Source organism: Pantoea ananatis PA13 (assembly GCF_000233595.1).
GTDB classification, from domain to species: Bacteria; Pseudomonadota; Gammaproteobacteria; order Enterobacterales; family Enterobacteriaceae; genus Pantoea; species Pantoea ananatis.
In genome coordinates, this window is the sequence record NC_017554.1 from 571,154 (window position 1) to 596,856 (window position 25,703).

At 55.7% G+C, this 25,703-nt stretch carries 25 protein-coding genes; 20 read left to right on the plus strand and 5 right to left on the minus strand.

The features are described 5' to 3' along the window. Positions 1-7 precede the first annotated feature (7 nt). Positions 8-1,015 carry a class 1 fructose-bisphosphatase gene (gene fbp / locus PAGR_RS02755; protein ID WP_006118345.1) on the minus strand — a complete coding sequence of 336 codons (1,008 nt, stop codon included), beginning with the start codon at positions 1,013-1,015 and terminating at the stop codon, positions 8-10. A gap of 167 nt (positions 1,016-1,182) precedes the next feature. On the opposite strand from fbp, the gene mpl reads away from it, so the two are divergent. After that, positions 1,183-2,538: a UDP-N-acetylmuramate:L-alanyl-gamma-D-glutamyl-meso-diaminopimelate ligase gene (gene mpl, locus PAGR_RS02760; protein WP_014604911.1), complete on the plus strand. Its 1,356-nt coding sequence runs from the start codon at positions 1,183-1,185 to the stop codon at positions 2,536-2,538. Positions 2,539-2,623: 85 nt separating this feature from the next. On the opposite strand, the gene yjgA is transcribed toward mpl, so the two are convergent. Continuing rightward, entirely contained in the window at positions 2,624-3,169 is a 546-nt protein-coding gene (gene yjgA, locus PAGR_RS02765) for a ribosome biogenesis factor YjgA (RefSeq protein ID WP_014594709.1), read from the minus strand. A gap of 113 nt (positions 3,170-3,282) precedes the next feature. On the opposite strand from yjgA, the gene pmbA reads away from it, so the two are divergent. Both pmbA and cybC read left to right on the plus strand, forming a co-directional pair. Then, the gene (gene pmbA / locus PAGR_RS02770) at positions 3,283-4,623 is read left to right on the plus strand and encodes a metalloprotease PmbA (RefSeq protein ID WP_013027370.1); all 1,341 of its coding nucleotides are present in this window, start codon (positions 3,283-3,285) and stop codon (positions 4,621-4,623) included. A 97-nt stretch (positions 4,624-4,720) separates the two neighbouring features. Further along, on the plus strand, positions 4,721-5,107 hold the full coding sequence (gene cybC / locus PAGR_RS02775; RefSeq protein ID WP_014604912.1) for a cytochrome b562: 387 nt from the start codon (positions 4,721-4,723) through the stop codon (positions 5,105-5,107). A 36-nt stretch (positions 5,108-5,143) separates the two neighbouring features. Here cybC and PAGR_RS02780 read toward each other — a convergent pair whose 3' ends face one another. Further along, positions 5,144-5,941: a DeoR/GlpR family DNA-binding transcription regulator gene (locus tag PAGR_RS02780; RefSeq protein WP_141118340.1), complete on the minus strand. Its 798-nt coding sequence runs from the start codon at positions 5,939-5,941 to the stop codon at positions 5,144-5,146. A gap of 34 nt (positions 5,942-5,975) precedes the next feature. Then, positions 5,976-6,872, minus strand: coding sequence for a sugar kinase (locus PAGR_RS02785; protein ID WP_013027367.1), 897 nt, complete (start codon positions 6,870-6,872; stop codon positions 5,976-5,978). A 165-nt stretch (positions 6,873-7,037) separates the two neighbouring features. Here PAGR_RS02785 and yihU point away from each other — a divergent pair, with 165 nt between their 5' ends. The 17 genes from yihU (at position 7,038) to PAGR_RS02870 (ending at position 24,750) form a co-directional block, all read left to right on the plus strand. Next, positions 7,038-7,934, plus strand: a complete 897-nt coding sequence (yihU, locus tag PAGR_RS02790; protein WP_014604914.1) for a sulfolactaldehyde 3-reductase — start codon at positions 7,038-7,040, stop codon at positions 7,932-7,934. A gap of 23 nt (positions 7,935-7,957) precedes the next feature. Further along, positions 7,958-8,833: a sulfofructosephosphate aldolase gene (yihT, locus tag PAGR_RS02795; protein WP_014604915.1), complete on the plus strand. Its 876-nt coding sequence runs from the start codon at positions 7,958-7,960 to the stop codon at positions 8,831-8,833. A 13-nt stretch (positions 8,834-8,846) separates the two neighbouring features. Beyond that, positions 8,847-10,088, plus strand: coding sequence for a sulfoquinovose isomerase (gene yihS, locus PAGR_RS02800; protein WP_014604916.1), 1,242 nt, complete (start codon positions 8,847-8,849; stop codon positions 10,086-10,088). A gap of 33 nt (positions 10,089-10,121) precedes the next feature. Next, positions 10,122-10,970, plus strand: a complete 849-nt coding sequence (locus tag PAGR_RS02805; RefSeq protein ID WP_014604917.1) for an aldose-1-epimerase — start codon at positions 10,122-10,124, stop codon at positions 10,968-10,970. Positions 10,971-11,004: 34 nt separating this feature from the next. Next, positions 11,005-13,062: an alpha-glucosidase gene (locus PAGR_RS02810; RefSeq protein WP_014604918.1), complete on the plus strand. Its 2,058-nt coding sequence runs from the start codon at positions 11,005-11,007 to the stop codon at positions 13,060-13,062. 14 nt (positions 13,063-13,076) lie between these two features. Then, positions 13,077-13,970: a sulfite exporter TauE/SafE family protein gene (locus PAGR_RS02815; protein WP_014604919.1), complete on the plus strand. Its 894-nt coding sequence runs from the start codon at positions 13,077-13,079 to the stop codon at positions 13,968-13,970. 46 nt (positions 13,971-14,016) lie between these two features. Beyond that, the gene (locus PAGR_RS02820; RefSeq protein WP_014594701.1) at positions 14,017-15,411 is read left to right on the plus strand and encodes an MFS transporter; all 1,395 of its coding nucleotides are present in this window, start codon (positions 14,017-14,019) and stop codon (positions 15,409-15,411) included. Between the two features lie 45 nt (positions 15,412-15,456). Continuing rightward, positions 15,457-16,893 carry an MFS transporter gene (locus PAGR_RS02825; protein WP_014604920.1) on the plus strand — a complete coding sequence of 479 codons (1,437 nt, stop codon included), beginning with the start codon at positions 15,457-15,459 and terminating at the stop codon, positions 16,891-16,893. A gap of 294 nt (positions 16,894-17,187) precedes the next feature. Continuing rightward, a complete protein-coding gene (locus tag PAGR_RS02830; RefSeq protein ID WP_013027358.1) occupies positions 17,188-17,532 on the plus strand; it encodes a glycine dehydrogenase in 345 nt (114 codons plus the stop codon). Between the two features lie 27 nt (positions 17,533-17,559). Then, a complete protein-coding gene (locus PAGR_RS02835) occupies positions 17,560-17,916 on the plus strand; it encodes an SFCGS family glycine-rich protein (RefSeq protein WP_013027356.1) in 357 nt (118 codons plus the stop codon). A gap of 3 nt (positions 17,917-17,919) precedes the next feature. Further along, positions 17,920-18,216 carry a DUF4312 family protein gene (locus tag PAGR_RS02840; RefSeq protein ID WP_014604921.1) on the plus strand — a complete coding sequence of 99 codons (297 nt, stop codon included), beginning with the start codon at positions 17,920-17,922 and terminating at the stop codon, positions 18,214-18,216. Positions 18,217-18,249: 33 nt separating this feature from the next. Next, positions 18,250-19,026: a DUF4311 domain-containing protein gene (locus PAGR_RS02845; RefSeq protein WP_014604922.1), complete on the plus strand. Its 777-nt coding sequence runs from the start codon at positions 18,250-18,252 to the stop codon at positions 19,024-19,026. Positions 19,027-19,039: 13 nt separating this feature from the next. Further along, positions 19,040-19,684: a DUF4310 family protein gene (locus tag PAGR_RS02850; RefSeq protein ID WP_013027353.1), complete on the plus strand. Its 645-nt coding sequence runs from the start codon at positions 19,040-19,042 to the stop codon at positions 19,682-19,684. Positions 19,685-19,738: 54 nt separating this feature from the next. Beyond that, positions 19,739-20,872 carry an amidohydrolase/deacetylase family metallohydrolase gene (locus PAGR_RS02855; protein ID WP_014604923.1) on the plus strand — a complete coding sequence of 378 codons (1,134 nt, stop codon included), beginning with the start codon at positions 19,739-19,741 and terminating at the stop codon, positions 20,870-20,872. Next, positions 20,856-21,971, plus strand: coding sequence for a DgaE family pyridoxal phosphate-dependent ammonia lyase (locus PAGR_RS02860; protein ID WP_014604924.1), 1,116 nt, complete (start codon positions 20,856-20,858; stop codon positions 21,969-21,971). Before PAGR_RS02855 ends, PAGR_RS02860 begins: the two co-directional genes overlap by 17 nt. Position 21,972: 1 nt before the next feature. Next, on the plus strand, positions 21,973-22,713 hold the full coding sequence (gene dagF, locus PAGR_RS02865) for a 2-dehydro-3-deoxy-phosphogluconate aldolase (RefSeq protein ID WP_014604925.1): 741 nt from the start codon (positions 21,973-21,975) through the stop codon (positions 22,711-22,713). A 126-nt stretch (positions 22,714-22,839) separates the two neighbouring features. Further along, on the plus strand, positions 22,840-24,750 hold the full coding sequence (locus PAGR_RS02870; RefSeq protein ID WP_014604926.1) for a BglG family transcription antiterminator: 1,911 nt from the start codon (positions 22,840-22,842) through the stop codon (positions 24,748-24,750). Positions 24,751-24,753: 3 nt separating this feature from the next. On the opposite strand, the gene PAGR_RS02875 is transcribed toward PAGR_RS02870, so the two are convergent. Further along, positions 24,754-25,677: a LysR family transcriptional regulator gene (locus PAGR_RS02875; protein ID WP_013027348.1), complete on the minus strand. Its 924-nt coding sequence runs from the start codon at positions 25,675-25,677 to the stop codon at positions 24,754-24,756. Positions 25,678-25,703: the final 26 nt, after the last annotated feature.

The following is a 25,703-nucleotide window of genomic DNA, read 5'->3' on the forward strand; positions in this document are numbered from 1 at the left end:
TTGATGTTTAGCCCTGACGGCACTCGGGGAATTCAGCCAGGAAACGCTCTACATCGTCAACCATGGCGGTGTTACCGCAGTAGAACGGACAGCGTTGGTGCAGCGTGACCGGGGGAATATCCAGGATACGGTTCTGACCGTCGCTGGCTTTACCGCCGGCCTGCTCCGCCAGGAAAGCCATTGGGTTGCACTCATACAGCAGGCGCAGCTTGCCTTTTGGATGGCTGGCGGTGCTGGGATAAAGATAAATACCGCCCTTCAGCAGGTTACGGTGAAAATCCGCGACCAGAGAGCCGATATAGCGTGATGTGTAAGGACGGTGAGTCGCCACATCCTCTTCCTGACAGAATTTCAGGTACTTTTTCACGCCCTGTGGGAAACGAATGTAGTTACCTTCGTTAATGGAATAGGTGTAACCCACTTCCGGATAGGTCATGCGTTCATGGCTGAGGCAGAACACGCCCAGAGAGGGATCATAGGTAAACGCATGGACGCCACAGCCGGTGGTGTACACCATCATGGTGGATGAGCCATAAACGACGTAACCGGCGGCAACCTGTTTGTTGCCTGGCTGCATGAAGTCGGCTTCGACAACTGGCGTACCCGGCTCGCTGACGCGGCGATAGATGGAGAAAATGGTGCCGACGGAGACGTTAACATCGATGTTCGACGAACCGTCGAGCGGGTCCATCAATACGACGTATTTTCCGTTTTCCTCGCCTTCAAAGATAACAAACTCATCTTCTTCTTCAGAAGCGATACCGGCAACAATGCCGCGTGCTTTCAGTGCGGCTTTGAGTTTTTCGTTGGCGAACAGATCCAGTTTCATCTGCTGTTCACCCTGAACATTCTCAACGCCGCTGGCACCAAGAATATCGACTAAGCCGGCTTTGTTGATATCACGGTGAATAATTTTAGCACCCAGCTTAATGGCTGAGATAAGTGCCGTAAGTTCACCTGTGGCGTGCGGAAAGTCGTGTTGCTTCTCGACGATAAATTCGCCCAACGTTTTCATAACACATTCCCTGAATCATCGATGGAGTGGCAGCGGCATACTTAACTGCCCGTGGATGCGTACGCAGTTTAGCCGATTGAACTTTAAAAACCATAGTCCTAATCCGTTTCTTCCGTGTGCAAGCGAGGTTACACTGTGCGCCGAACTTTTGAGTTATGGACCTCGTTATGCGCATTCACATCCTCGGGATATGTGGCACTTTTATGGGCGGACTGGCTATGCTGGCCCGCTCCCTTGGTCATCAGGTGACAGGCTCTGACGCCAATGTCTATCCACCGATGAGCACGTTGCTTGAGCAGCAAGGCATTGAATTAACAGAAGGTTACGATGCGAGCCAGCTTGAGCCCGTACCGGACCTGGTCATTATTGGCAACGCCATGACGCGCGGGAACCCCTGCGTGGAAGCGGTACTGGAACGCAACATTCCTTACCTCTCTGGCCCCCAATGGCTGCACGATTTTGTGCTGCGCGATCGCTGGGTGCTGGCCGTGGCGGGCACGCACGGTAAAACCACCACAGCAGGCATGGCAGCGTGGATTCTGGAAGCCTGCGGCCTGGAACCTGGCTTTATTATTGGTGGCGTACCCGGTAACTTCGATGTTTCTGCAAAATTAGGAAAAAGCCCATTCTTCGTCATTGAGGCTGATGAATACGACTGCGCGTTTTTCGACAAGCGCTCGAAATTCGTCCATTACTGCCCACGTACGCTGATTCTGAATAATCTTGAATTCGATCATGCCGATATTTTTGACGATCTGCGGGCCATCCAGAAACAGTTTCATCATCTGGTACGCATTGTGCCGGGTCAGGGCAAGATCCTGCTGCCAGAGCACGATCATAACCTGAAGCAGGTGATGGCAATGGGCTGCTGGAGCGAACAGGAGCATGTGGGCGACGGCGGTCACTGGCAGGCGAAGAAGCTGACGCCGGATGCCTCCCGCTGGGAAGTGCTGCTGGCGGGTGAAAAAGTGGGCGAGGTGAACTGGGGACTGGTCGGCGAGCACAACATGCACAATGGCCTGATGGCGATTGCGGCAGCGCGCCATGTCGGCGTAAAACCTGAGGACGCAAGCCAGGCGCTGGACAGCTTTATTAATGCCCGTCGCCGTCTTGAGCTGCGCGGTGAGGTCAACGGCATCAAGATCTATGATGATTTTGCCCACCACCCGACGGCGATTCTGGCCACGCTGAGCGCACTGCGCAGTAAAGTGGGCGGCACCGCGCGCATTCTGGCGGTGCTGGAGCCGCGTTCAAACACCATGAAAATGGGCGTGAATAAAAATGAGCTGGCACCGTCGCTGGCGCGCGCAGACGAAGTGTTCCTGTTCCAGCCGAGCCATATTCCGTGGCAGGTCGCGGACGTCGCAGAAGCCTGCATGCAGCCCGCTCACTGCAGCGCGGATATCGATACGCTGGTAGAGACGATCGCGAAAACGGCCCAGCCGGGCGATTCCATCCTGGTCATGAGTAACGGGGGCTTTGGTGGGATTCATCAGAAGCTGCTGGATCGTCTGGCGCGCTGATCACTAGCGGACCCGTTCCTCTCCCTCAGACGGGAGAAGAAAACCCTGCGGCTGGGCGCTGCTCAGCCGCAAATCAGCGGAAAGGTCAGACGGTTTCGGCTAACTCACGCAGATACTGAAAAATCTGACGGGCAGATTTTGGCGGTTTGTTACCGGCTTTTTCCTTCTGCGCATTACGGATCATGCTACGCAGCTGCTGGCGATCGGCCTGCGGATAAAGGGCGATCACGTCCGCCATCGCCTCATCACCCTCATCAATCAGACGATCGCGCAGCATTTCCAGTTTATGGAACAGGGCGACCTGCTGGTTGTGACGGTTCTTGAGTTTGTCGAGTGCGATGCGGATCGGCTCAACATCCATACTGCGCAACAGTTTACCGATAAGCTGTAACTGACGGCGGCGACCTTCTTTCTTGATGCGCTGTGCCAGTTCAATCTCGTTACGTAAACGCTCGTCCAGCGGAATTTTATCCAGAGAGTTTTTACCCAGATCGACCAGCTCGGCACCCAGGCGTTTCAGCTCTTCAGCATCACGTTTTATTTCGCTCTTACTAACCCAAATAATCTCTTCATCTTCTTCTTCGTGATTATCGGGTACATCATCGAGCCACTCATCAGGCTGCTTAGTCATATCTGGCTCCAAAAAAAAGAGGCTAATCCTACCAGTTTATCGGGTGACTGCGAAATTGTTCTCTGACTCTGATAGACTCAAATTATTCAACCATAAGATTAGACGGCAGGTCGATGAACGTATCAACTCAAGTTGCAGAACAGCGAACAGCACTGGAACAGGCAATTGCACAGGCGCTTGAACTGGCAAAAGCAAGTACGGATGGCGCGGAAGTCGCGGTGAGCAAGACGACCGGTATTGGTGTGAGTACCCGCTACGGCGAGGTAGAAAACGTTGAGTTCAACAGCGACGGCGCACTGGGTATTACCGTTTATCATCAAAACCGTAAAGGCAGTGCTTCATCGACCGATCTCAGCCCAGACGCGATCAAACGGACTGTGCAGGCGGCGATCGATATTGCACGCTATACGTCACCCGATCCTTTTGCCGGACCGGCGGATGCAGAATTACTGGCTTATGAGGCTCCGGATCTCGATCTTTACCATCCGTGGGAGATCGATGCCGATCACGCCATCAAACTGGCGGCCCAGGCAGAACAGGCGGCGCTGCAGGCGGACAAACGCATCACCAACACCGAAGGCGGCAGCTTTAACAGCCACATCGGGATTAAAGTCTTCGGCAACAGCCACGGCATGTTACAGAGCTACTGCTCCAGCCGCCATTCGCTTTCCAGCTGCGTGATTGCTGAGCAGGACGGCAATATGGAGCGTGACTATGCTTACACCATCGGCCGGGCAATCGACGATTTAAAAAGCCCGGACTGGGTCGGCGCAGAATGCGCGCGCCGAACGCTGTCGCGTCTTGCGCCACGCAAGCTCGACACCATGAAAGCGCCGGTGATCTTTGCCCCCGAAGTGGCAACGGGTCTGTTCGGTCACCTGGTGGGCGCCATCAGCGGTAGCAGCGTGTATCGGAAATCCACCTTCTTGCTGGATGCCATGGGCAAACAGATTCTGCCTGAGTGGCTGACCATTCAGGAGCAGCCGCACCTGTTGAAAGGTTTAGCGTCAACGCCGTTTGACAGCGAAGGCGTTCGCACCCAGGCTCGCGACATTATCAAAGATGGCGTGCTGCAAACCTGGCTGATGACCAGCTATTCGGCGCGCAAGCTGGGCCTGACCAGCACCGGCCACGCGGGCGGTATCCACAACTGGCGCATCGCCGGTCAGGGGCACAGCTTCGACGCTATGCTGAAGCAGATGGGCACCGGCCTGGTGGTGACAGAACTGATGGGGCAGGGCGTCAGTGCGATCACGGGCGACTACTCACGTGGCGCAGCCGGTTTCTGGGTAGAAAACGGGGAAATCCAGTATCCGGTAAGCGAAATTACTATCGCCGGTAACTTAGGCGACATGTGGCGGAACATTGTCACCGTGGGCGATGACATTGAAACCCGTAGTAATATTCAGTGCGGTTCGGTCTTACTCCCCGAAATGTATATTGCCGGACAGTAAAATCTCTTTTAAGTTGTTTATGCGATAGCAAGCGGAGGGCATCGACCCTCCGTTTTTTTTTATAAAAAGCATTCCCACAATAAAAAGGAAGCTGAGCATGCGTAAAGAGCTTATGTCGTTGTTAGCTGTAGCCGTGTTATCCGTGAGCGTGACCGCCGGTGCTGCCTCTCTTGAGCACGATATGAAAGATATGTCGGGTATCTATAAGTCACTGGACGGGGCGAAAAGCGCCGACCAGTTGCACAAGATGTTAGGTGATTTGCGTGCTAAAGCTGAGGATGCCAAAAAAGGCACGCCGGACAAGCTGGAAGGCAAAGCCTCGGACAGCCCGGAAATGAAAGACTTTCACAAAGGTATGGATGACCTGATCGCCCAGATTGATAAAGCGGATGCGCTGGCTAAGCAGGGTAAACTGGATGAAGCCAAAGCAGAAGCGCAGAAGCTGGCGGCTATCCGTAACGAAAACCACAAGAAGTTCCGCTAATTTTACCGATAACCCCGGCTTGCCGGGGTTAATTGCTCAGGGCTCTTCATCGCCGCCTGGCGTCGCCTGAATGATTTCCACCTGATGTGCTTTAAGTACGTTCTGCAACGCCGTTGCCGGCAACCGATCTGTAAACAGGGCGGTCGCCTGGGTAACGCTGCCCATTTCTACCGCTGCCGATGCCTGAAACTTGGTGTGGTCTGCCGCTAACAAAATATGACGCGCATGCGCCATCATGGTTTGCGCCACGGCGGCCTCGTTAACATCAAATTCCAGTAGCGCCCCATCGCTCTCAATGGCGCCCATGCTGGTAACCAGATAATCTGCCCGAAAACCGGCCACAAACGCGGACGTGACCGGGCCAATAATGCCACCGTTGTGGGGACGCAGCGTGCCGCCGGGCACCATCACTTCAAACTGTGGGCATTTGTACAGAATATGGGCGACACGAAGGCTGTTGGTGATAACGCGCAGATGTTTATGATTTGCCAGCGCCCGGGCGACGTGTTCAACCGTAGTGCCAATAGTGATAAATACCGTTGATCCATCGGGAATATAGTCCGCAATGGCTTCCGCAATCGCACGTTTTTCTTCAGTCTGTGAGACTTCGCGCTGTTCAAAAGCGGTATTCACTACGCTGGATGCACGGCCCGCACCACCATGATGACGCGTGATTAATCCCTGATCGCTGAGTTTACGAATATCGCGCCTGACCGTTTGTGTGGAAACGTCGAGCAGCAAGGCGAGTTCATCAATATTCATGTAGCCACGTTCAGCGATCAGCCTGAGCAAACGATCGTGGCGAGGATTACCGGTTACGTCCGAGAGGATCATGGATTGTTCTCTGAATACCACCATGGCACACAGTTTATACATTTACCGACATAAAAGAACAGGTTTGATCATAATCAGGGATCCCGTCTCGCCCGCCCGGTCGCGTACATTTTAGCGCCGCGACCGCACTGGCAAAGCGCACGGCCTCTGTGACAGAGCCCTTCTGCGCCAGTTTCACGGCCAGCCCCCCGTGGAAGACGTCGCCCGCGCCGGTGGTATCGACGACCTGTACCTCAAAGGCGGGCTGATGCTGGAGCGTGCCGGCGTCCAGCCAGACGCAGCCCTGAGCGCCCTGGGTAACATAGACATGACCATTTGTGAGCATTTGTGCTTTTTTTAACGCCGCCGTTTCCCCCTCCAGCCCGGTTAAGCGCTGTAAACCCGGCGCTGAAAATGCCGCATGATCGCTTAACGCCACCAGCTCCCCAATGTCCTGCGGGGTCACATCCCCATCCAGAATGGTGGGAACGCCCTGTTGGCGGGCCAGGGTAAACGCGCACTTGGCACCCTGGTGCCAGCGAACATCTGCCAGCACCGCATCCCATTGTGAGAAGTCGATCTCTGTTAGCCAGTCTGCGCATTCTGCTAAGTCCGGGCTAGGGTAGTTGGCAATCATCCGTTCCCCCTCGGCATCCACCAGAATCGCGGATTGTGAAGAGCGGGCGGCCTCAAAAACCTTAGTATATCGGGTCTTTACGCCGTACTCATTTAACTCAGACAGCAGTCTCTTCCCTGTGTCATCGTCACCAACCCGACCAATAAAATCCACCTCTGCACCCAGTTTAGCTGCGGCAACGGCCGCTGTAGCAGCCGGACCACCGCCGACTTCCCGATAGTTGTTTGCCACATATTTTCCGCTCTGAGACGGCAAGGTATCCAGATACCAAATGCGATCTAATACGGTGATCCCTACACAAGCAATACGCGTCATAACGCTTCCTCACATTTTGTTGGTGTTGTCATTTTAATTTCATCAAATGTTTTAAAAGTGACACCTGTCAATTTTTTGACCATAAATTACAAATATGATCTAAAACAGACAGTAAAAGTCGTCTTTAATGACAAAATATGACAATAACGGGGTTGGGAGAGCGGTATGTCGGTAATTGCGTTTATTGGATTGGGACAAATGGGCGCGCCGATGGCGAGCAATCTGCTGAAGCAGGGCCATCAGCTCAACGTCTTTGATGTGGATCCTCAGGCCGTCGCGCGTCTGGTTGATAAGGGCGCCCGGGCGAGCGTTTCTGCTGCGGAGGCGGCAACCGGGGCCGAGTTTGTTATCACCATGCTGCCCAACGGCGAGTTAGTGCGTTCCGTACTGCTTGGCGACAAAGGTGTGTGTAGCACGCTGGCATCCACTGCGCTGGTGATTGATATGTCCACGATCCATCCGCTGCAAACCGATCGGCTGATCTGTGAGATGGCCGCTCGCGGTTTCAGCATGATGGACGTGCCCGTCGGCCGCACGTCAGACCATGCGATAGCCGGTTCACTGCTGCTACTGGCAGGCGGCACGCCGCAACAGGTTGCACGAGCAAAACCCGTGCTTATGGCGATGGGCAATGAGCTGGTCGTGGCAGGCGGCCCCGGTATGGGGATTCGCGTCAAGCTGATCAACAACTACATGAGCATCGCCCTGAATGCCCTCTCGGCGGAAGCGGCGGTGCTGTGTGAAGGTCTGGGGCTGTCGTTTGACGTGGCGTTGCAGGTGATGAACGGCACGCCTGCGGGCAAAGGGCATTTCACCACGACCTGGCCTGACAAGGTACTGAAAGGGGATCGCTCACCGGCCTTCATGATCGATCTGGCGCATAAGGACCTGGGGATTGCGCTGGATGTTGCCAACCAGCTGCATGTACCGATGCCGCTCGGGGCTGCCTCACGTGAAGTTTACAACCAGGCCCGCGCTGCCGGACGCGGACGCGAGGACTGGACCGCCATCCTTGAACATGTTCGCGCCAGCGCGGGCCTCATTTCTCCCCACACAGTGTGACGCTTAATTCAGAGGAAAGAAGCATGACTCATTACACCCTTAAAGACATCACCCGACCTTCAGGTGGTTTCGCCATGCTCGCAGTCGATCAGCGTGAGGCCATGCGTTTGATGTTCGCGGCCGCTGGCGCGTCACTACCCGTCAGCGATCGCGTGCTGACCGAGTTTAAAGTCAATGCCGCCAGCGTGTTATCGCCCTATGCCTCGGCGATCCTGATTGATCAACAGTTTTGTTTCCCGCACATCGTCGAACGGCAAGCGGTTGCCCCCGGCTGCGGCCTTATCGTCGCGGCGGATGAATTCATTCCGGGCAATGGCATTCCGGTGGACAGCGTGGCGATCGATAACAACGTCGATCCGGTGGCGATGAAGCGTGACGGCGCGAAGGCGCTGAAGCTGCTGGTGCTGTGGCGCAGCGATGAAGATCCGCAGCAACGTCTCGACATAGTTAAGGCCTTCAACACCCGCTGCCACCGCCATGGCCTGCTCAGCATTATCGAACCGGTAGTCAGGCCACCGCGCCGTGGCGATCGCTTTGATCGCGAGCAGGCGATCCTGGACGCGGCCACAGAATTGGGCAACAGCGGCGCGGATCTCTACAAGGTGGAAATGCCCCTGTACGGCAAAGGTACACAGTCGGATCTGCTGGCGGCCGCGCAAAAGCTCAACGATCGGATCGCGATGCCGTGGGTCATTCTCTCGTCCGGCATTGATGAAAAATTATTCCCGCGCGCCGTGCGGGTGGCGATGCAGGCGGGCGCATCGGGCTTCCTGGCCGGGCGAGCCGTCTGGTCTTCCGTCATTGGCTTACCGGATACCGACCTGATGTTGCGGGATGTCTCCGTCCCCAGGCTGCAACGGCTGGGTGAGATCGTAGATGAAATGATGGCTAAACGCTAAGAGGGCAACGCAAATGAAATGGTTTAACACGCTGAGTCATAACCGCTGGCTCGAACAGGAAACGGACAGGATTCTCGACTTTGGTAAAAACGCAGCGGTCGCCACCGGATTTGGCTGGCTGGGGAATACCGGGCAGGTAAAACCCGAGATGGGCACGCACCTGTGGATTACCGCACGCATGCTGCATGTCTATGCCGTTGCGGCCTCGATGGGACGGCCGGGAGCTTATCAACTGGTCGATCACGGCATTAACGCCCTGAATGGTGCGCTGCGCGATAAACAGTACGGCGGCTGGTATGCCTGCGTAAACGATGAAGGCGTCGTTGATGCGTCCAAACAGGGTTATCAGCACTTTTTCGTGTTGCTGGGCGCGGCCAGTGCGGTCACTACGGGGCATCCTGCCGCCCGCCAACTGCTGGATGACGCGATCGACGTGATCGATCGCTACTTCTGGAGTGAAGACGAACAGATGTGCCTGGAGTCCTGGGATGAAGCCTTTAGCAAGACAGAAGACTACCGCGGCGGCAATGCCAATATGCACGCCGTTGAAGCCTTCCTGATTGTCTATGACGTCACGCACGACAAGAAATGGCTGGATCGCGCGCTGCGTGTCACCTCGGTGATTATTCACGACGTCGCGCGCAGCGGTGAGTACCGCGTCAATGAACACTTCGACACTGACTGGAACCCATTACGCGATTATAACAAAGAGAATCCCGCTCACCGCTTCCGGGCTTATGGCGGCACGCCCGGACACTGGATTGAATGGGGACGTCTGATGCTGCATCTGCATGCTGCGCTGGAAGCGCGCTTCGAAACGCCGCCGGCCTGGCTTATTGAAGATGCGAAAGGCTTATTCGACGCCACTATCCGCGATGCCTGGGCGCCCGATGGCGCAGACGGGTTTGTTTACACCGTGGACTGGGATGGCAAGCCCGTAGTGAGTGAAAGAGTGCGCTGGCCCGTGGTTGAGGCAATGGGCACGGCTTACGCCCTGTATGCGGTCACTGGCGAGGCGCAATACGAAGCCTGGTACCAGAAATGGTGGGATTACTGCATCACTTACATGATGGATTTCGAGAATGGCTCATGGTGGCAAGAGCTGGATTGCGAAAACAAGGTGACCACCAAAGTGTGGGACGGCAAACAGGATATCTATCATCTGCTGCATTGCCTGGTGATCCCGCGCCTTCCTCTGGCACCGGGGCTGGCACCCGCCGTAGCGGCAGGATTACTGGACTGTAATGCGAAATAACCCCTGAAAAACAGACTAACGGGAGTACCAGCTATGCACAGCAGCGGACAAACCCTTGTTCTTCACGCTGGAGAATATCAGGCAAAAATCGTCACCGTAGGCGCTGGCCTGGCTGAGCTGACGCACGCGGGCCGCCATCTGGTGCTCCCACATCCTCCGGAGGCAATGCCGCTGGCGCATATGGGCAAAGTCCTGATTCCCTGGCCGAATCGCGTCGCGAAAGGAACCTGGAAACATAACGGCAAGCTGCTTCAGCTACCCATCAATGACCACGAAGGCGTTACCGCCATTCACGGCTTATTGGCCTGGCGTGACTGGCAGATCGCCAAACACACCGACAGCGAGGCGACCTTAACGGTTTTCCTGCCGCCCAGTTACGGCTATCCGTTTGCGTTGCTATCGGCAGTGACTTACCGGCTTGATGCCGCACAGGGCCTGCAGGTCAGTATCAGCAGCCAGAACGTAGGCGATCAACCCGCGCCCTACGGTGTCGGTTCGCATCCTTATCTGACCTGCAACATGACCCTGGTGGATCACTGCCTGCTTAAGCTGCCGGCCGCGATTGCAGAAGGGGATTTTCTTACCCCGCGTCGGTTGGCGTCGACGCAGATCGACTGCAGTGTTAACACCCGCGCAGCCGGACGCGAATGGGAGGTGAGATTAACCTGTCCACAGCAGGCACTTTCGGTTTTTTTACGCAGCGATCAACCCTGGTTGCAAATTTACAGCGGCGAAAAACTTGGCCGCACGGGATTGGCAGCCGAGCCAATGAGTTGTCCACCTGACGCGTTCAATTCTGGCATTGATGTGATTTTTCTTGCGCCACAGGCGCGCCATCTCATGACGTTCACGATTGGCTGTGACCAGCACGAATCACGCTAAACCTTATTTTTTATCCTACAACGCAGAGGTCAGAATGCATTTACAACATCCTGAGACGGCAGGCGTAAAGCTGACTGCCGCCGGTAACGGCTTTTCACTGACTTATCAAAACAGACAAATTCTTAGCCACAGCGAGGAAAAACCCTGTCTGTGGATAGGCAATGGCAACGCCGATATCGACATGTTTCGCGGCAATTTCAGTATTAAAGACCGGTTGAATGAAAAACTGGCGTTAACCTCGGCCGTTGTGACTGCGCAGGACACCGGCTGGACGGTGCGCTTCTCACGCGGAGAGGTGTTTAGCGCCACGCTGATCATCGGCACAGACGAAAACGGCCGCCTGTTGCTTACGCTGACAAACGACAGCGACAGGCTTAACCGTATCTGGCTGAGGCTGTCAGCCTTGGACGACGATCATATCTACGGCTGTGGCGAGCAGTTTTCCTGTTTTGATTTGCGCGGGAAACCTTTTCCACTCTGGACCAGCGAACAGGGCGTCGGGCGCAATAAGAAAAGCGTGGTCACCTGGCAGGCTGACTGTGCAGAGAATGCCGGCGGAGATTACTACTGGACCTTTTTCCCCCAGCCGACCTTTGTCAGCAGCCAGAAGTATTACTGCCATGTGGATAACAGCGGCTACATGAATTTTGACTTCAGCGCAGCGGATTATCATGAACTGGCTTTCTGGGAAAATAACGCCACGTTACGTTTTGAATGTGCCGATACCTACATCGCCCTGCTGGAAAAAATGAGTGCCCTGTTGGGGCGTCAGCCGGTATTACCGGACTGGGTTTACGATGGCGTCACGCTGGGGATCCAGGGCGGCACCGACATCTGCCAGCAGAAGCTGGACAAAATGCGTCAGGCGGGCGTGAAAGTGAATGGCATCTGGGCGCAGGACTGGTCCGGCATCCGGATGACCTCCTTCGGCAAACGCGTGATGTGGAACTGGCAGTGGGACAGCGAGCTTTATCCCCAACTGGACGCGCGCATTCAGCAGTGGAAAGCGGAAGGCGTACAGTTCCTGTCTTATATCAACCCTTACGTCGCCAGCGACCGTAACCTGTGCGAAGAGGCCGCCCGGAAAGGATATCTGACCAAAAATGCGGCTGGGGACGATTACCACGTCGAATTTGGTGAGTTTTATGCGGGCGTCGTCGATCTCACGAATCCGGAGGCTTACCACTGGTTCAAAGGCGTCATCAAAGACAATCTGATTGCCCTGGGCTGTCGCGGCTGGATGGCGGATTTTGGGGAGTACCTGCCAACGGACACGTATCTGCACAACGGCGTCAGCGCCGAAATCATGCACAATGCCTGGCCCGCGCTGTGGGCGAAGTGTAACTACGAGGCGCTGGAAGAAACCGGCAAACTCGGTGACGTGCTGTTCTTTATGCGTGCGGGTTACACCGGCAGTCAGAAATACTCCGTGATGATGTGGGCCGGGGATCAAAATGTTGACTGGAGCCTGGACGATGGCCTGGCCTCGGTGGTGCCCGCCGCGCTGTCACTGGCGATGAGCGGCCACGGTTTGCATCACAGCGACATCGGTGGCTACACCACGCTGTACGGCATGAAACGCAGTAAAGAACTGCTGCTTCGCTGGTGTGACTTCAATGCTTTTACCCCGATGATGCGCACCCATGAAGGGAACCGTCCTGGCGATAACTGGCAGTTTGACAGCGATGAAGAAACCATTGCCCACTTTGCCCGCATGTCCACGATCTTCACCACCTTAAAACCTTATATCAAGCAGGCTGTCGCGCAGAATGCCCACTCGGGCTTACCCGTTATGCGCCCTTTGTTTTTGCACTATGAAGCGGATGCCCGCACCTACACGCTCAAATACCAATATCTGCTGGGGCGTGACCTGCTGGTGGCACCGGTTTATGAAGAGGGCCGCCGCGACTGGTCGCTCTATCTGCCTGAAGACCGCTGGGTCAACATGTGGACCGGAGAAACGTTAAACGGCGGGGATATCACTGTCGCCGCGCCGATGGGGCAGCCGCCGGTATTTTATCGGGCAGACAGCGAATGGCAGTCATTGTTTGCTTCATTACGGCTTGCTGGCAGTCAGATATTGCCACAGTAGCGGGAGAAAGGATTATGGATTTCTTTACGCTACTTACACCTGAAGGTCTGGAAATCACCACTGAGGTCGTCTGCATCATTATTGCCATTATGTTTCTGTACACCTTTATTGGCATCTGTGCGGGATTTGGTGGCGCGCTGGTTACGATGCCGCTGGTGACGTTGCTGCTGCCGGTCAAAATGGCTGCACCGATGTCGGTGATTGTGGGGACGGCAACGGCGCTGTATGCCACCTGGCTGTCTCGCAAGGAAACCAACTGGAAGTCAGCCCTGGTGCTGATCCTGTTCTCCTTTGCCGGTATCCCTTTGGGCATTTACGCGCTGTCCAATTTTCCGGACGACGTGATGAAAACCGGGCTGGGCGTTTTCCTGATCCTTTATTCGTTCTACAGCCTGTTTATTCCTCGTCTGCCTGTCTATGACAAAAACTGGATAGTGATGCCCACCGGTATTATCGCCGGTGCGCTCGGCTCGGCGTTTGCCACCAACGGTCCGCCCGTCGTGATCTACGGCATGTTAAGGAATCTGGCACCCGCTGCTTTTCGCGGCACGCTCAATGCATTTTTTACCGCGAATAACATCGCCATTATTGGCGGCCTGACCACCAGCGGCATTTTAACGGTCTCAACGGTCAAGCTGGTGATGTTCTGCATTCCTACCATGATCCTGGGATCGTTAGTGGGCCAGTATGTGCACAAGCGTATCTCCGTGCGGGCTTTCCGACTGATGGTGTTTCTCCTGCTGATTGCTTCGGGCTCCATGCTGATCAAAGGCGCTCTGGATATCCCGGCCTGGCAGGTACTGGTGCCCTCATTTGGCCTGCTGGCCGTCATGCAGCTGCTGTTTGGTAAAAAAGTGGCCGCTATTCGCGCTGAAATCGAGCAACAAAACGCTTCAAAACCATCCTGAAAAAGCGGCCCTGCTGACAGGTTCAGTGGGGCAGCGGAGAGAAATCATGAGCCAACACCATCTTGCTTCCGGCAGTGAACCGGCGACGTTACGGTTGCCCTTCAAAGAGAAAGTCGCCTATGGCATCGGCGATCTGGGTTCAAATATTTTATTAGATATCGGTACGCTCTACCTCCTGAAGTTCTATACCGACGTGCTGGAGCTGCCGGGAACCTACGGCGGCATCATTTTCCTGGTGGCCAAGTTTTTTACCGCCTTTACCGATATGGGTACCGGCATCATGCTGGATTCGCGGCGTCGGATTGGCCCGAAAGGCAAGTTCCGCCCCTTCGTGCTGTACGCGGCCTTTCCGGTAACTCTGTTAGCTATCGCCAATTTTGTGGGTACGCCGTTTGACGTCACCGGAAAAACGATCGTCGCCACAGTGCTGTTTATGATGTATGGCCTGTTCTTCAGCATGATGAACTGTTCCTACGGTGCGATGGTGCCCGCGATGACGAAAAACCCCGACGAGCGTGCCGCACTGGCCGCCTGGCGGCAGGGCGGCGCAACGCTGGGCTTGCTGATCTGTACCGTGGGTTTTGTACCGGTCATGAACCTGATTGAAGGCAATCCGCAGCTGAGTTATGTCGTTGCGGCCACGCTGTTCTCGGCGTTTGGCTTATTTTTTATGTGGTGGTGTTATGCCGGCGTAAAAGAGCGTTATGTCGAGCAACCCGCCAGCAGCCCCACGCAGAAACCGGGACTGTTAGCGTCGTTCCGTGCCATCGCGGGCAACCGTCCACTGTTTATCCTGTGCATTGCCAACTTATGCACACTAGGCGCCTTTAACGTCAAACTGGCGATCCAGGTTTATTACACCCAGTACGTGCTGAACGATCCCATTCTGCTGTCATGGATGGGATTCTTCAGCATGGGGTGCATTTTTATTGGCGTATTTATGATGCCCGGCGCGGTCAGGCGCTTTGGTAAGAAAAAAGTGTATATCGGCGGTTTGCTGATTTGGGTCGCGGGCGATCTGCTCAACTATTTCTTCGGCGGCGGTTCGGTCAGTTTTGTCGCGTATTCCTGTCTGGCTTTTTTTGGCTCAGCCTTTGTCAACAGCCTTAACTGGGCGCTGGTTTCCGATACGGTGGAGTACGGGGAATGGCGGACGGGCGTTCGTTCTGAAGGTACGGTTTATACCGGTTTTACCTTTTTCCGTAAGGTCTCACAGGCGCTGGCCGGCTTTTTCCCCGGCTGGATGCTGACACAAATTGGCTACGTGCCCAACGTGATTCAGTCGTCCGGAACGGTAGAAGGGTTGAAGCAGCTGATGTTCATCTATCCCGGTGCGCTGGCCGTGATCACCATCGTGGCCATGGGGTGCTTCTACAATCTCAATGAGAAGATGTATGTCCGCATCATTGAGGAGATCGATGCACGTAAGCGTCAGCGCTAATTTGGCTTTGTGACTGCGCCGGTCGCGGCGCTAAAAGGATCACTTATGAAGACAGGCTCCGATCCATTAACGCTGAAACTCCCGCTGCGTGAGAAGGTGGCTTACGGCGTCGGTGATTTTGGCTCCAACCTGATGCTGACTATCGGGACGCTTTATTTACTCAAGTTCTACACCGATGAGCTGGGCATGCCAGCCTGGTACGGCGGGGTGATTTTCCTGGTGGCGAAATTCTTTACCGCCCTAACCGATATGTTCACCGGCATTGTGCTGGATTCACGCCGCCATATTGGCACGAGAGGAAAATTCAGACCTTTTATTCTCTATTTCTCGCTGCCGGTAGCGCTGGTGGCTGCGGCACAGTTTGTTGCTAACGACTTTAGCCTGACGATAAAGACAACGATCGCGACCGCCCTGTTTATGACGTTTGGTCTGTTTTACAGCTTGATGAACTGTTCCTATGGCGCAATGGTGCCAGCCATAACCAAAAATCCCCACGAACGCGCCCACCTCGCCGCCTGGCGGCAGGGCGGGGCAACGGTGGGATTACTGGTTTGCACCGTGTGCTTTATGCCCATTCAGTCGCTGTTTGTTGGCAAAAGTGCGCTGGGCTATCAGGTTGCCGCCGCCGTCTTTGTGGTCGCCGGGCTGCTGTGCATGTGGTTCTGTTACAGCGGGGTTAAAGAGCGCTATGTTGAGCTCACCCCGACGCATCATAAACCCGGTGTGGCAACGGCCTTCCGCGCCATCTTTCACAATCCGCCGTTGCTGGTTCTGTGCCTCGCGAACCTCTGTACCCTGGCGGCGTTTAATATCAAGCTGGCCATTCAGGTCTACTACACGCAGTACGTGCTGAACGATGTTCATTTGCTCTCCTGGATGGGCTTCTTCAGCATGGGCTGTATTCTGGTGGGCGTACTGCTGGTGCCCACAGCGGTAAAACAGTTTGGTAAGAAACAGGTTTATCTGGGGGGACTCATCCTCTGGGCCTTGGGCGATCTGGGTAACTTTCTCTGGGGAAGCAGCTCTCTGCTGTTCGTCATGTTCTCCTGCGTGGCGTTTTTCGGTACGGCATTCGTTAACAGCCTTAACTGGGCCCTGGTGCCGGATACCGTCGAGTACGGGGAGTGGAAAACCGGCATTCGGGCAGAAGGTGCCTGTTACACGGGCTACACCTTCTTTCGCAAGATATCCGCCGCGCTGGCGGGATTTCTGCCCGGTCTGATGCTGACGCAAATAGGCTACGTGCCCAATGCCGTACAAAGCGATGGCACGCTGGCAGGTTTAAGGCAGCTGATCTTTATCTGGCCCTGTTCGCTGGCGATTGCGGCGGCGTTGATCATGGGCTTCTGCTACAAGCTGAATGAAGCGCGTTTTGCCCTGATCGTGGCCGCCATTAGCCGACGTAAAACGCATCGCCTCCAGCCCGTTGACGACAAAAACCGCGTTACGCCATTACGTCAGCCCACTGACGCTGAGTCATAAGTTTCTCTGTTACCTTGCCCTCAGGGTTGCTGTTTGCCAGTTTTGTGACGGCTGACCAGCAACCCGGTTTTCTGTTTATTCCTCACCTGCCGCCTTTCCTGTGTGATATCCCTTTTTTAACTCACTGTTTAATCTGGTAAAAATAATCCGTCCGCTAAGCGAACGCGCAAGTTTGCGTTCCGGATCACTCACAAGGGCCGGATTTCCACTTCGAAACGGAAAAAGTCGTTCTCCACAGCGCTGCCGCCTCTGGTTAGTTTGAGATCACGCTAAGCGCGAAATGGGAAGCAGACGATGAGTACGGGTAAGGGAGCGGTAGCGATGAATGCGTCACAAGACGAACAGCAAAGGATTCAGGCCCTGACGGATCGCGTGATGGCGCAGATTGAGGTGCTTTTTGCCGAGCGGGCCATCCAGCCGAATGCCGTGCAGATACAAATGCTGGCTTCGCACGTGCGGGCAATGGCATTGCGATCCGTCACCGGCGAGAGTCTGCCAGAGGTTGAGGCTGAGCTGTTTGACGAAATTTCCAAAGAGTCGATGGCGCTGGCACAGCAGGTGGTGGACCTGTTTGGCAATTTGCCACCAGAAGAAGCCTGGCTGCTTTCTGTCCACTTTGAAGTGGCGAAGAACGACTAATTTTCCAACCCTGAGAGGAACAGACATATGGTAACCGTAGTGATCGGCGATCGTTTAGGTAAAGGACAAAAAGTGGCGGCTGGCGTAGAAAAAGCGGGTGGCCGTGCCGTTGTGGTGCCGGGCGTCGCGGCAGACATGAAGCTGGGCGACGTCATGAAAGCAGAGAATGCCGATTTCGGTATCTCCTTTTGCGGCAGCGGAGGGGCAGGCGCGATTACGGCGCAAAACAAATACGGCTATAAGGCCAAACATGGTATGCGCTCTGTGGATGAAGGCGTGACCGCCATTAATGAAGGCGCCAACGTGCTGGGCTTCGGCTTTATGGACAAAGAAGAGCTGGGTGAACGTCTGGTTCAGGCCTGGAACAAAAAACACGGTGGATAAGGAATGAAAGAGACCTTTACAACCTCGGTAGCCGTAAGCGGTAAGGGCGACACCAAGGCGAAAGCCTTCGCAGATGCGCTGAGTCGTGTACAGCACGAAGTCCTGCGCAACGCCAATAAGATTCTGCTGCGCATTGAACCGCAGGACGTAAAGGTGGTGCGCGCGCGGGAACGCGTCTCAACCGAAAAATTCCTTTTCTTTTTCCTGGCACGCGAGCGCAGGCTCTTCAGCGTCGACCTGGAGGTCACCATTAACGTGACCTGCCTGGACGGCGATAAGGTCGAGTTCACCCGCGTGTAAGTCAGCCTCAAACAACACATATAAGGAAAGAGGATGTTTCTCATCATTTTGCTCAAGTCGTTAATTATCGGCGGCCTCGTGGGCGTCGGTGTGGGCGCCGGTGCCGCCCGCATGTTCCATGCCCCGACGACACAAGGTATGGGCGCCTTTCGCACACTGGGTGAACTTAACTCCTGTGAAGGCGATCCTGCCTCTCACTTCTCTTTTGGGTTGGGATTCTTCTTTAACGCCTGGGCCTCCTCCGTGGCGGCGGGTGCGTTCACGCAGGACGTGGATCATCGCATCATCCCCAACTGGGGCGCGGCGGCGATCATGATCAAAAACCGCAATGTGGCAGAGACGCTACACGACCCGAAAAAGATGGCTATCGCCTGCGGCATCATCGGCATGGTGGTGGTGGCTTTTCTCAACTCGACCGCCTCTGCTGTTCCGGCGGCTCTGCAGGTCACGGCGGTAAAGGTGCTGGTACCGGCCGCTAATTTGCTGGTGAACACGGTCATGCCGGTGATCTTCTGGCTGGCGGCAATTGACGCCGGTAAGAAATCGGGCTTTTGGGCCACCATCTTCGGCGGTCTGGCACAGCTGATTATGGGCAATGCCGTACCGGGCCTGGTGCTGGGCATTTTGATTGGTAAAGGGGTTGAAGAGAGCGGCTGGAACAAAGTGACCAAAATCATGATGACCGCCATCGTCGCCCTGTTTGTTCTCAGCGCCTTCTTCCGCGGTTTCGATATGAAGATGCTGCAATCCTTCCAGCTCGGCATTCCTGGCTGGCTCGACAGTATTCATAACAGCCTGAGCGGCAAATAACGGAGCGTCTGCAATGGAAGAATCAAACAAAGGTTTCTGGTATGCCGACTGGTCATTCCCGATTTTTGTCGGTCTGCTCTCCTCCGGCGTGTTTGCCGGGACCCATATGTACTACCTGTACGGTATCGGCGCTTTTAACGAAGTGGCCTTCGTCTCGATGTTACGGGCGGGCATCGATACCGGCGTTTACGGCGCGGTGGCCGCTTTCGGTGCCAGCTTTCTGTTCGCCCGCATCATTGAAGGATCGCTGGTCGGGATTCTGGATATCGGTGGTGCCATCCAGACCGGCGTCGGGTTGGGCGTGCCCGCGCTGCTGCTGGGCGCCGGTTTTGTCTTCCCGGTGGCGAATTTTGCGGCTTCGCTGGTCACCGGTCTGGTTATCGGTGTGGCGATAGGCTACGTCATCATTCTGGCGCGTAAGTTCACCATTAATCAAAGCAACAGCACCTATGGTGCGGACGTGATGATGGGCGCGGGCAATGCATCAGGACGCTTCCTGGGGCCATTGATCATCCTGGCCGCTATGGGCGCCTCCATTCCTATCGGTCTCGGTTCGCTGTTGGGTGCGCTGGTGTTCTATCTGTGGAACAAACCGATCACCGGCGGGGCGATCCTCGGTGCCATGATCCTCGGCGCGATTTTTCCGGTCGCGATCTGATCGCGTTAATGCCCGATCGGTGAAGGCCGATCGGGGCAGTCAAAGGAGATTCCTATGTACGATCTGATTCTGCGTCGGGCGCGACTGCCGGATGAACGTCTGATCGATATCGCCATACTCGACGGAAAAATAGCCGCCGTGGGTGAGGTAACCGGCAGGGCCAGAGTGGAACAAACCCTGGCGGCGAACTGCTATCTCAGTGCGGGCTGGATCGACTCCCACGTACACTGCTATGAAAAGTCGCCCATCTACCACGATCATCCCGACCGGATTGGCGTGGAAAGCGGCGTCACCTGTGTTGTCGATGCAGGCAGTACAGGTGCAGACGACATTGATGATTTCAGACAGCGCACGCAAGCGGTCACTACCCAGGTTTTTGCGCTGCTGAATATCGCCCGCACCGGCATCGTTACCCAAAATGAACTGGCGGACATGACGCAGATTGATCGCCCGGCGATTGCCGACGCGGTAAGACGTCATCCCGATTTTATCGTCGGGCTTAAAGCCCGGATGAGCAGCAGCGTAGTGGGCGAAAACGGCATTCAGCCGCTGGTGCTGGCGAAGACGATTCAGCAGGAAAATGGCAACCTGCCCCTGATGGTGCACATTGGTAACAATCCCCCCAACCTCTATGAAATCGCCGCGTTGCTGACCTCCGGCGACATCATCACGCACTGCTACAACGGCAAGCCAAACCGCATCCTGACGCCCGAAGGGCAACTGCGTGCAGCGGTAAAACAGGCCCTGGCAAGGGACGTGCGGCTTGATGTTGGCCACGGCAGTGCCAGCTTCAGCTTTGAGGTGGCGCGCGCGGCGATTGCCCAAGGCATTCTGCCTGACACCATCAGTTCAGACATCTACTGCCGCAATCGTCTGAACGGACCGGTTTATACCCTGGCGCACGTGATGTCGAAATTTTTCAATGTAGGCATGACGCTGCCGCAGATTATTGCCTGCGTAACGCATCAGGCGGCCAGCGGGCTGAGATTACGCAGTAAAGGTGCTATTGAGCCCGGACTTGATGCCGACTTTACCCTGTTTACCGTGGCGCACGAATCCGTGTCGTTTGTGGATGCGGAAGGGCTGGCGGAGCAGGGCGATCGCCAATTGATTCCTCTGGCGGCTATCGTCGCCGGTGAGTGCTGGATGACTGAAGAAGGGAAAAAACACAATGTCTTCACTGTATGAGAAATATGGCCTGAAGCAGGTCATTAATGCCTCTGGCCGCATGACCATTCTTGGCGTGTCTACACCGGCCAGCGACGTGGTTGATACGGTTAAATACGGCCTGGAGCACTATTTTGAAGTGAAGGACCTGGTCGATAAGACCGGGGCTTACATCGCTAATTTGCTGCAGGTGGAAAATGCGCTGGTGGTGTCCTGTGCTTCTGCGGGCATCGCCCAAAGCGTAGCTGCCGTCATTGTGAAAGATGACGACTGGCTGCTGGATAATTTACATAGCGCACCGCTGACCGTGCCGCACGACATCGTGGTGCCAAAAGGGCATAACGTGAATTACGGCGCGCCCGTTGGCAGCATGATTGCGCTGGGCGGCGGTCGGACGGTTGAGGCGGGTTACAGTAACGAGTGCTCGCCCCAGCAGCTTTCCGCCGCAGTCACCGCCCAGACGGCGGCCATTCTCTATGTGAAGTCCCATCACTGTGTACAAAAGAGCCACCTGAGCGTTGCGCAGGCCGCCGAGGTGGCACGTAAGCATGGCGTGCCGCTTATCGTGGATGCCGCCGCTGAGGAAGATCTGCAGTGCTATTACCAGGCGGGTGCCGATCTGGTTATTTACAGCGGGGCTAAAGCCATTGAAGGCCCCACCAGCGGCCTGGTTATCGGGAAACATCAGCTTGTCGAGTGGGTGAAGCGCCAGAGCAACGGCATTGGCCGCACCATGAAAGTGGGCAAAGAGGGGATTCTGGGACTGACCCAGGCCATTGAATCCTACCTGACCCTGCCGAAAACCACCGGCGCCCAGATGGTGGAAAAAATGACGCCTTTCATCAACAACCTTAACGGTCTGGATGGCGTCAGTGCGCGCGTTGTATGGGATGCCGCCGGACGCGACATTGCCCGTGCCGAAATTAAGTTTGATGAGGCTAACATCGCGCGTCGAACCGGCGATCTGGTGCAGGCGCTAAAAAACGGTGATATCGCCATTTACTTCCGTGGCTACAAGGCTAATGAGGGCATTATTGAAGCCGACGTGCGCAGCGTCAGCGCTGAGCAGCTGCAGATTATTTTCACCCGCATTCGGCCGCTGTTAACAGGAGAAAAATAGCATGACGCTAACCCCCAATTTTTATCAGGATCGCCTGTGTCTTAACGTACTGGCGGGTTCAAAAGAGAACGCGCGAGCCATCTGGCAGGCCGCAGAAGGCCACGTACTGGTCGGCGTGTTATCAAAAAACTACCCCAGCAACGAGGCCGCTATTGCGGATATGCGCGAGTATGCCGCGCTGATTGATAACGCACTGTCCATCGGCCTGGGCGCGGGCGATCCCCGGCAGTCGCGAATGGTCAGCGAACTGGCCGCTGTACTACAGCCGCAACATGTTAATCAGGTGTTTACCGGCGTCGGCACCAGCCGTGCGCTGCTCGGTCAGTCACAAACGGTAGTCAACGGGCTGATTTCACCAACCGGCACGCCGGGCAAGGTGAAAATTTCCACCGGTCCCCTCAGTTCACAGGGCAGCGACGGAATTGTGCCCATTGATACCGCGATTGCGTTACTGAAGGACATGGGCGGCAGTTCCGTGAAGTATTTTCCAATGGGCGGTCTGGACACGGTGGACGAGTACCGCGCGGTGGCCGAAGCCTGTGCGAAACAGGATTTCTGGCTGGAGCCGACCGGCGGGATCGATCTGCAAAACGTTGGGCCGATCCTGCGTATTGCCCTGGACGCTGGCGTGAGCAAGATCATTCCCCACATTTACAGTTCGATCATCGACAAAGCCAGTGGCGAAACCCGCGTGGAAGACGTGCGCCAACTGCTGGCCATCTGTAAAAGTCTGCTGGACTGAGCCCAGGCCTGTGCGCCACTTCAAGGACAGATTACGGGCGCGCAGGGCATAATAGACCTGCCGCCTGTTTTCCGGCAGTCTGACGTTTACTTTGTTCTTGTTAACCGCTGAAGCAGGTAACCCGACGTGAGATTCCCGAATCAGCGCCTTGCGCAACTGTTCGACGCATTGAAAAACGAAACGCTCCCCCAGGACGAACTGGCACGGCGGTTTGCGGTGTCCACGCGCACCGTACGCACGGATATTACCGCGCTCAACGCCATGCTGCAGCAGCACGGCGCGCAGTTTGTCCTGAATCGCGGTGCGGGCTACCAGCTTAAAATTATTGATGCACTGCGCTTTAACGTGCTGCAGCAGCAGACGCGTGCGCCTCTGCGGGTGCCGCGCACCTCACACGACCGAATCCGCTACCTGCTGGTGCGCTTTCTCACCGCCGCCTATTCCCTGAAGCTGGAAACCCTGGCTGAGGAGTGGTTTGTCAGCCGTGCCACGCTGCAGAATGACATGGCCGACGTGCGCGAATGGCTCGGCCGTTATCAGTTGAGTATCGAAAGCAAACCCCATCACGGCATGAAGCTGTTTGGCAGTGAAGTGGCGATCCGCACCTGCTTAACCGATCTGCTGTTTGAGATCGATCAGGAGCAGCCTGACAGCCCGCTGATCGTGCCCGAATCGCTGGAAAGCGGCCTGCTGGAAACCCTTCAGCCGCTGCTGCAAAACGGCCTTGCCCAGCACAATATCCGCCTCAGTGATGAAGGCGAGCGCTATTTGCGTTTTTACTGCGCGGTGGCGCTACGTCGCATCAATGAAGGCTATCCGCTGAGCGATCCACAGGTGGAAGAGATCGGGGATGACGTGCGCGAGTCTGCGCAGACGCTGATCCATGCGCTGCGGCCGCTCACCGTTAAACCGGTTTCTCCGGCGGAAGAGAGCTGGCTGCGGGTGAATATCGCCGCCCGACGCATTCAGGACGTTGCCCCCAGCGCCATTAATGCTGACGATGCGGAGGCGCTGGTTAACTACCTGCTCAGCTTTATTAACACTCACTACTATTACGATCTGCAGAACGATCCTCAACTCCGTGCCGATCTGCTTACCCATATTAAAACGATGATCACGCGCGTGCGTTATCAGATCCATATTCCTAACCCGTTATTAAGCAATATCAAGCAGCACTATCCAATGGCCTACGATGTGACGCTGGCGGCGGTGTCCAGTTGGGGAAAATATTCGCCCTATACGATTAGCGAAAATGAAATTGGTTTTCTGGTGCTTCATATCGGCGTCGGGCTGGAGCGCCATTATAACGTGGGTTACCAGCGTCGCCCTCAGGTACTGCTGGTGTGCGACAGCGGTACGTCGACGCTCCGCATGATCGAAGCCATGTTAATGCGCAACTATCCCCAGTTGCAGGTGACGCAGTGCCTGTCGCAGCGTGAATATGAGGCCCGCCAGCGCATCGAAGAAGATTTTGTGATTTCCACCACGCGGCTGAGTGAAAAAGAGAAACCGGTTGTCGTGGTCGCGCCTTTCCCGACGGAATTTCAACGGGAGCAGATAGGCAAGCTGGTGCTGGTGGACCGCACCCGGCCCTATATGTTGGAGAAATTTTTTGATGCCCGCCATTTCTGCATCATCGATCGGCCGATGAGTCAGTCTGCGCTGTTTCGGCTGTTATGCGATCGGCTGGAAGCAGAAGGCGTGGTGGATAATGCGTTTTATGCTTCCGTTGAGGAGCGTGAAGCCATTGTCAGCACCATGCTGGGCGAAGGGATTGCGCTTCCGCATTCGCTGGGGCTGATGGCGAAAAAAACGGTGGTGTACACCGTGCTGGCCCCGCAGGGGATCCCCTGGGGCGAGGACACGGCTTACGTGATTTTCCTGCTGGCAATCAGCAAAAACGAGTATGAGGAAGCGATGGCTATCTATGACCTGTTCGTGACCTTTATGCGCGAGCGGGCGATGACGCGATTGCGCGACAGCAGTGACTTTGCCTGCTTTAAAAGCGTCGCGCTGGACTGTCTGAGCCGGCTGTAATCTTCAGGGATGGGCGCCCGGCGTCGGTGAGTTTTTCCGGGCCAGCAGGCGAGGAATTTCGCGCAGGCACCAGGCTTTTGCCTCACCCATGCTGTCACGCCGCCAGGCCATGATGATATCGACCTCACGCGAATACTCCGGGCTGACCACCCGCAAGCGGCCCTCTGCAATGTCCTGCTCCACCATGTTATAGGGCATGGTGGCGACCCCTAAACCGGCCAGGAGCGCGCGACGTTTGTCATCCATCGTACTGACGGTCAGGCGCTGTTGCTTGTCCAGCAGTTGCACGGTCAGAACCGGACGTTCGCGGGCTGTATCTGCCACGGCAATGCCGCGATATTTTACCCGGGTGACTTCTGAAAGCGGCTCGGGTTCGTTGTGTATTGGATGGTCAGGGCTGGCAACGTAAACGCTGATGATGCTGTAAAGTTTGCGGGTGTTTATTTCGGTCGAGGCGCGAAAATGCATATCCGGTGCAATGACAATATCAGCCCGCCCCTGTTCCAGTCTCTCCCAGGCGCCAGCCAGTACTTCTGTGATGATGGCGATCTGGGTATTGGCTTTGTCAGCCAGCTTCGTGACCAACGGAAACAGCGCATCGGTGGGCACTAACGCTTCCGTCACGATAGTCAGCTGGGTTTCCCAGCCGCGTGCCAGCGCCTCGGCATCGGTCGTAAGCTTGTCGGCGGCCTCCAGCAACACCCGACCGCGCTCCAGTAACATTCTTCCGACATTGGTGAACTTCGTTCGATGGCCCGAACGGTCAAACAGCACCACATCCAGCTCTTCTTCCAGTTTCTGCATGGTGTAGCTAAGCGCTGAGGGCACGCGGCCCAGTTCATCGGCGGCGGCGGCAAAGCTGCCGCGGCGATCGATAGCATCCATCACACGTAAAGCTTCAAGGGTTAACGCACGGTCTTTGGCCATCCCGGTTCTCTGTCAGGAAATTTGAA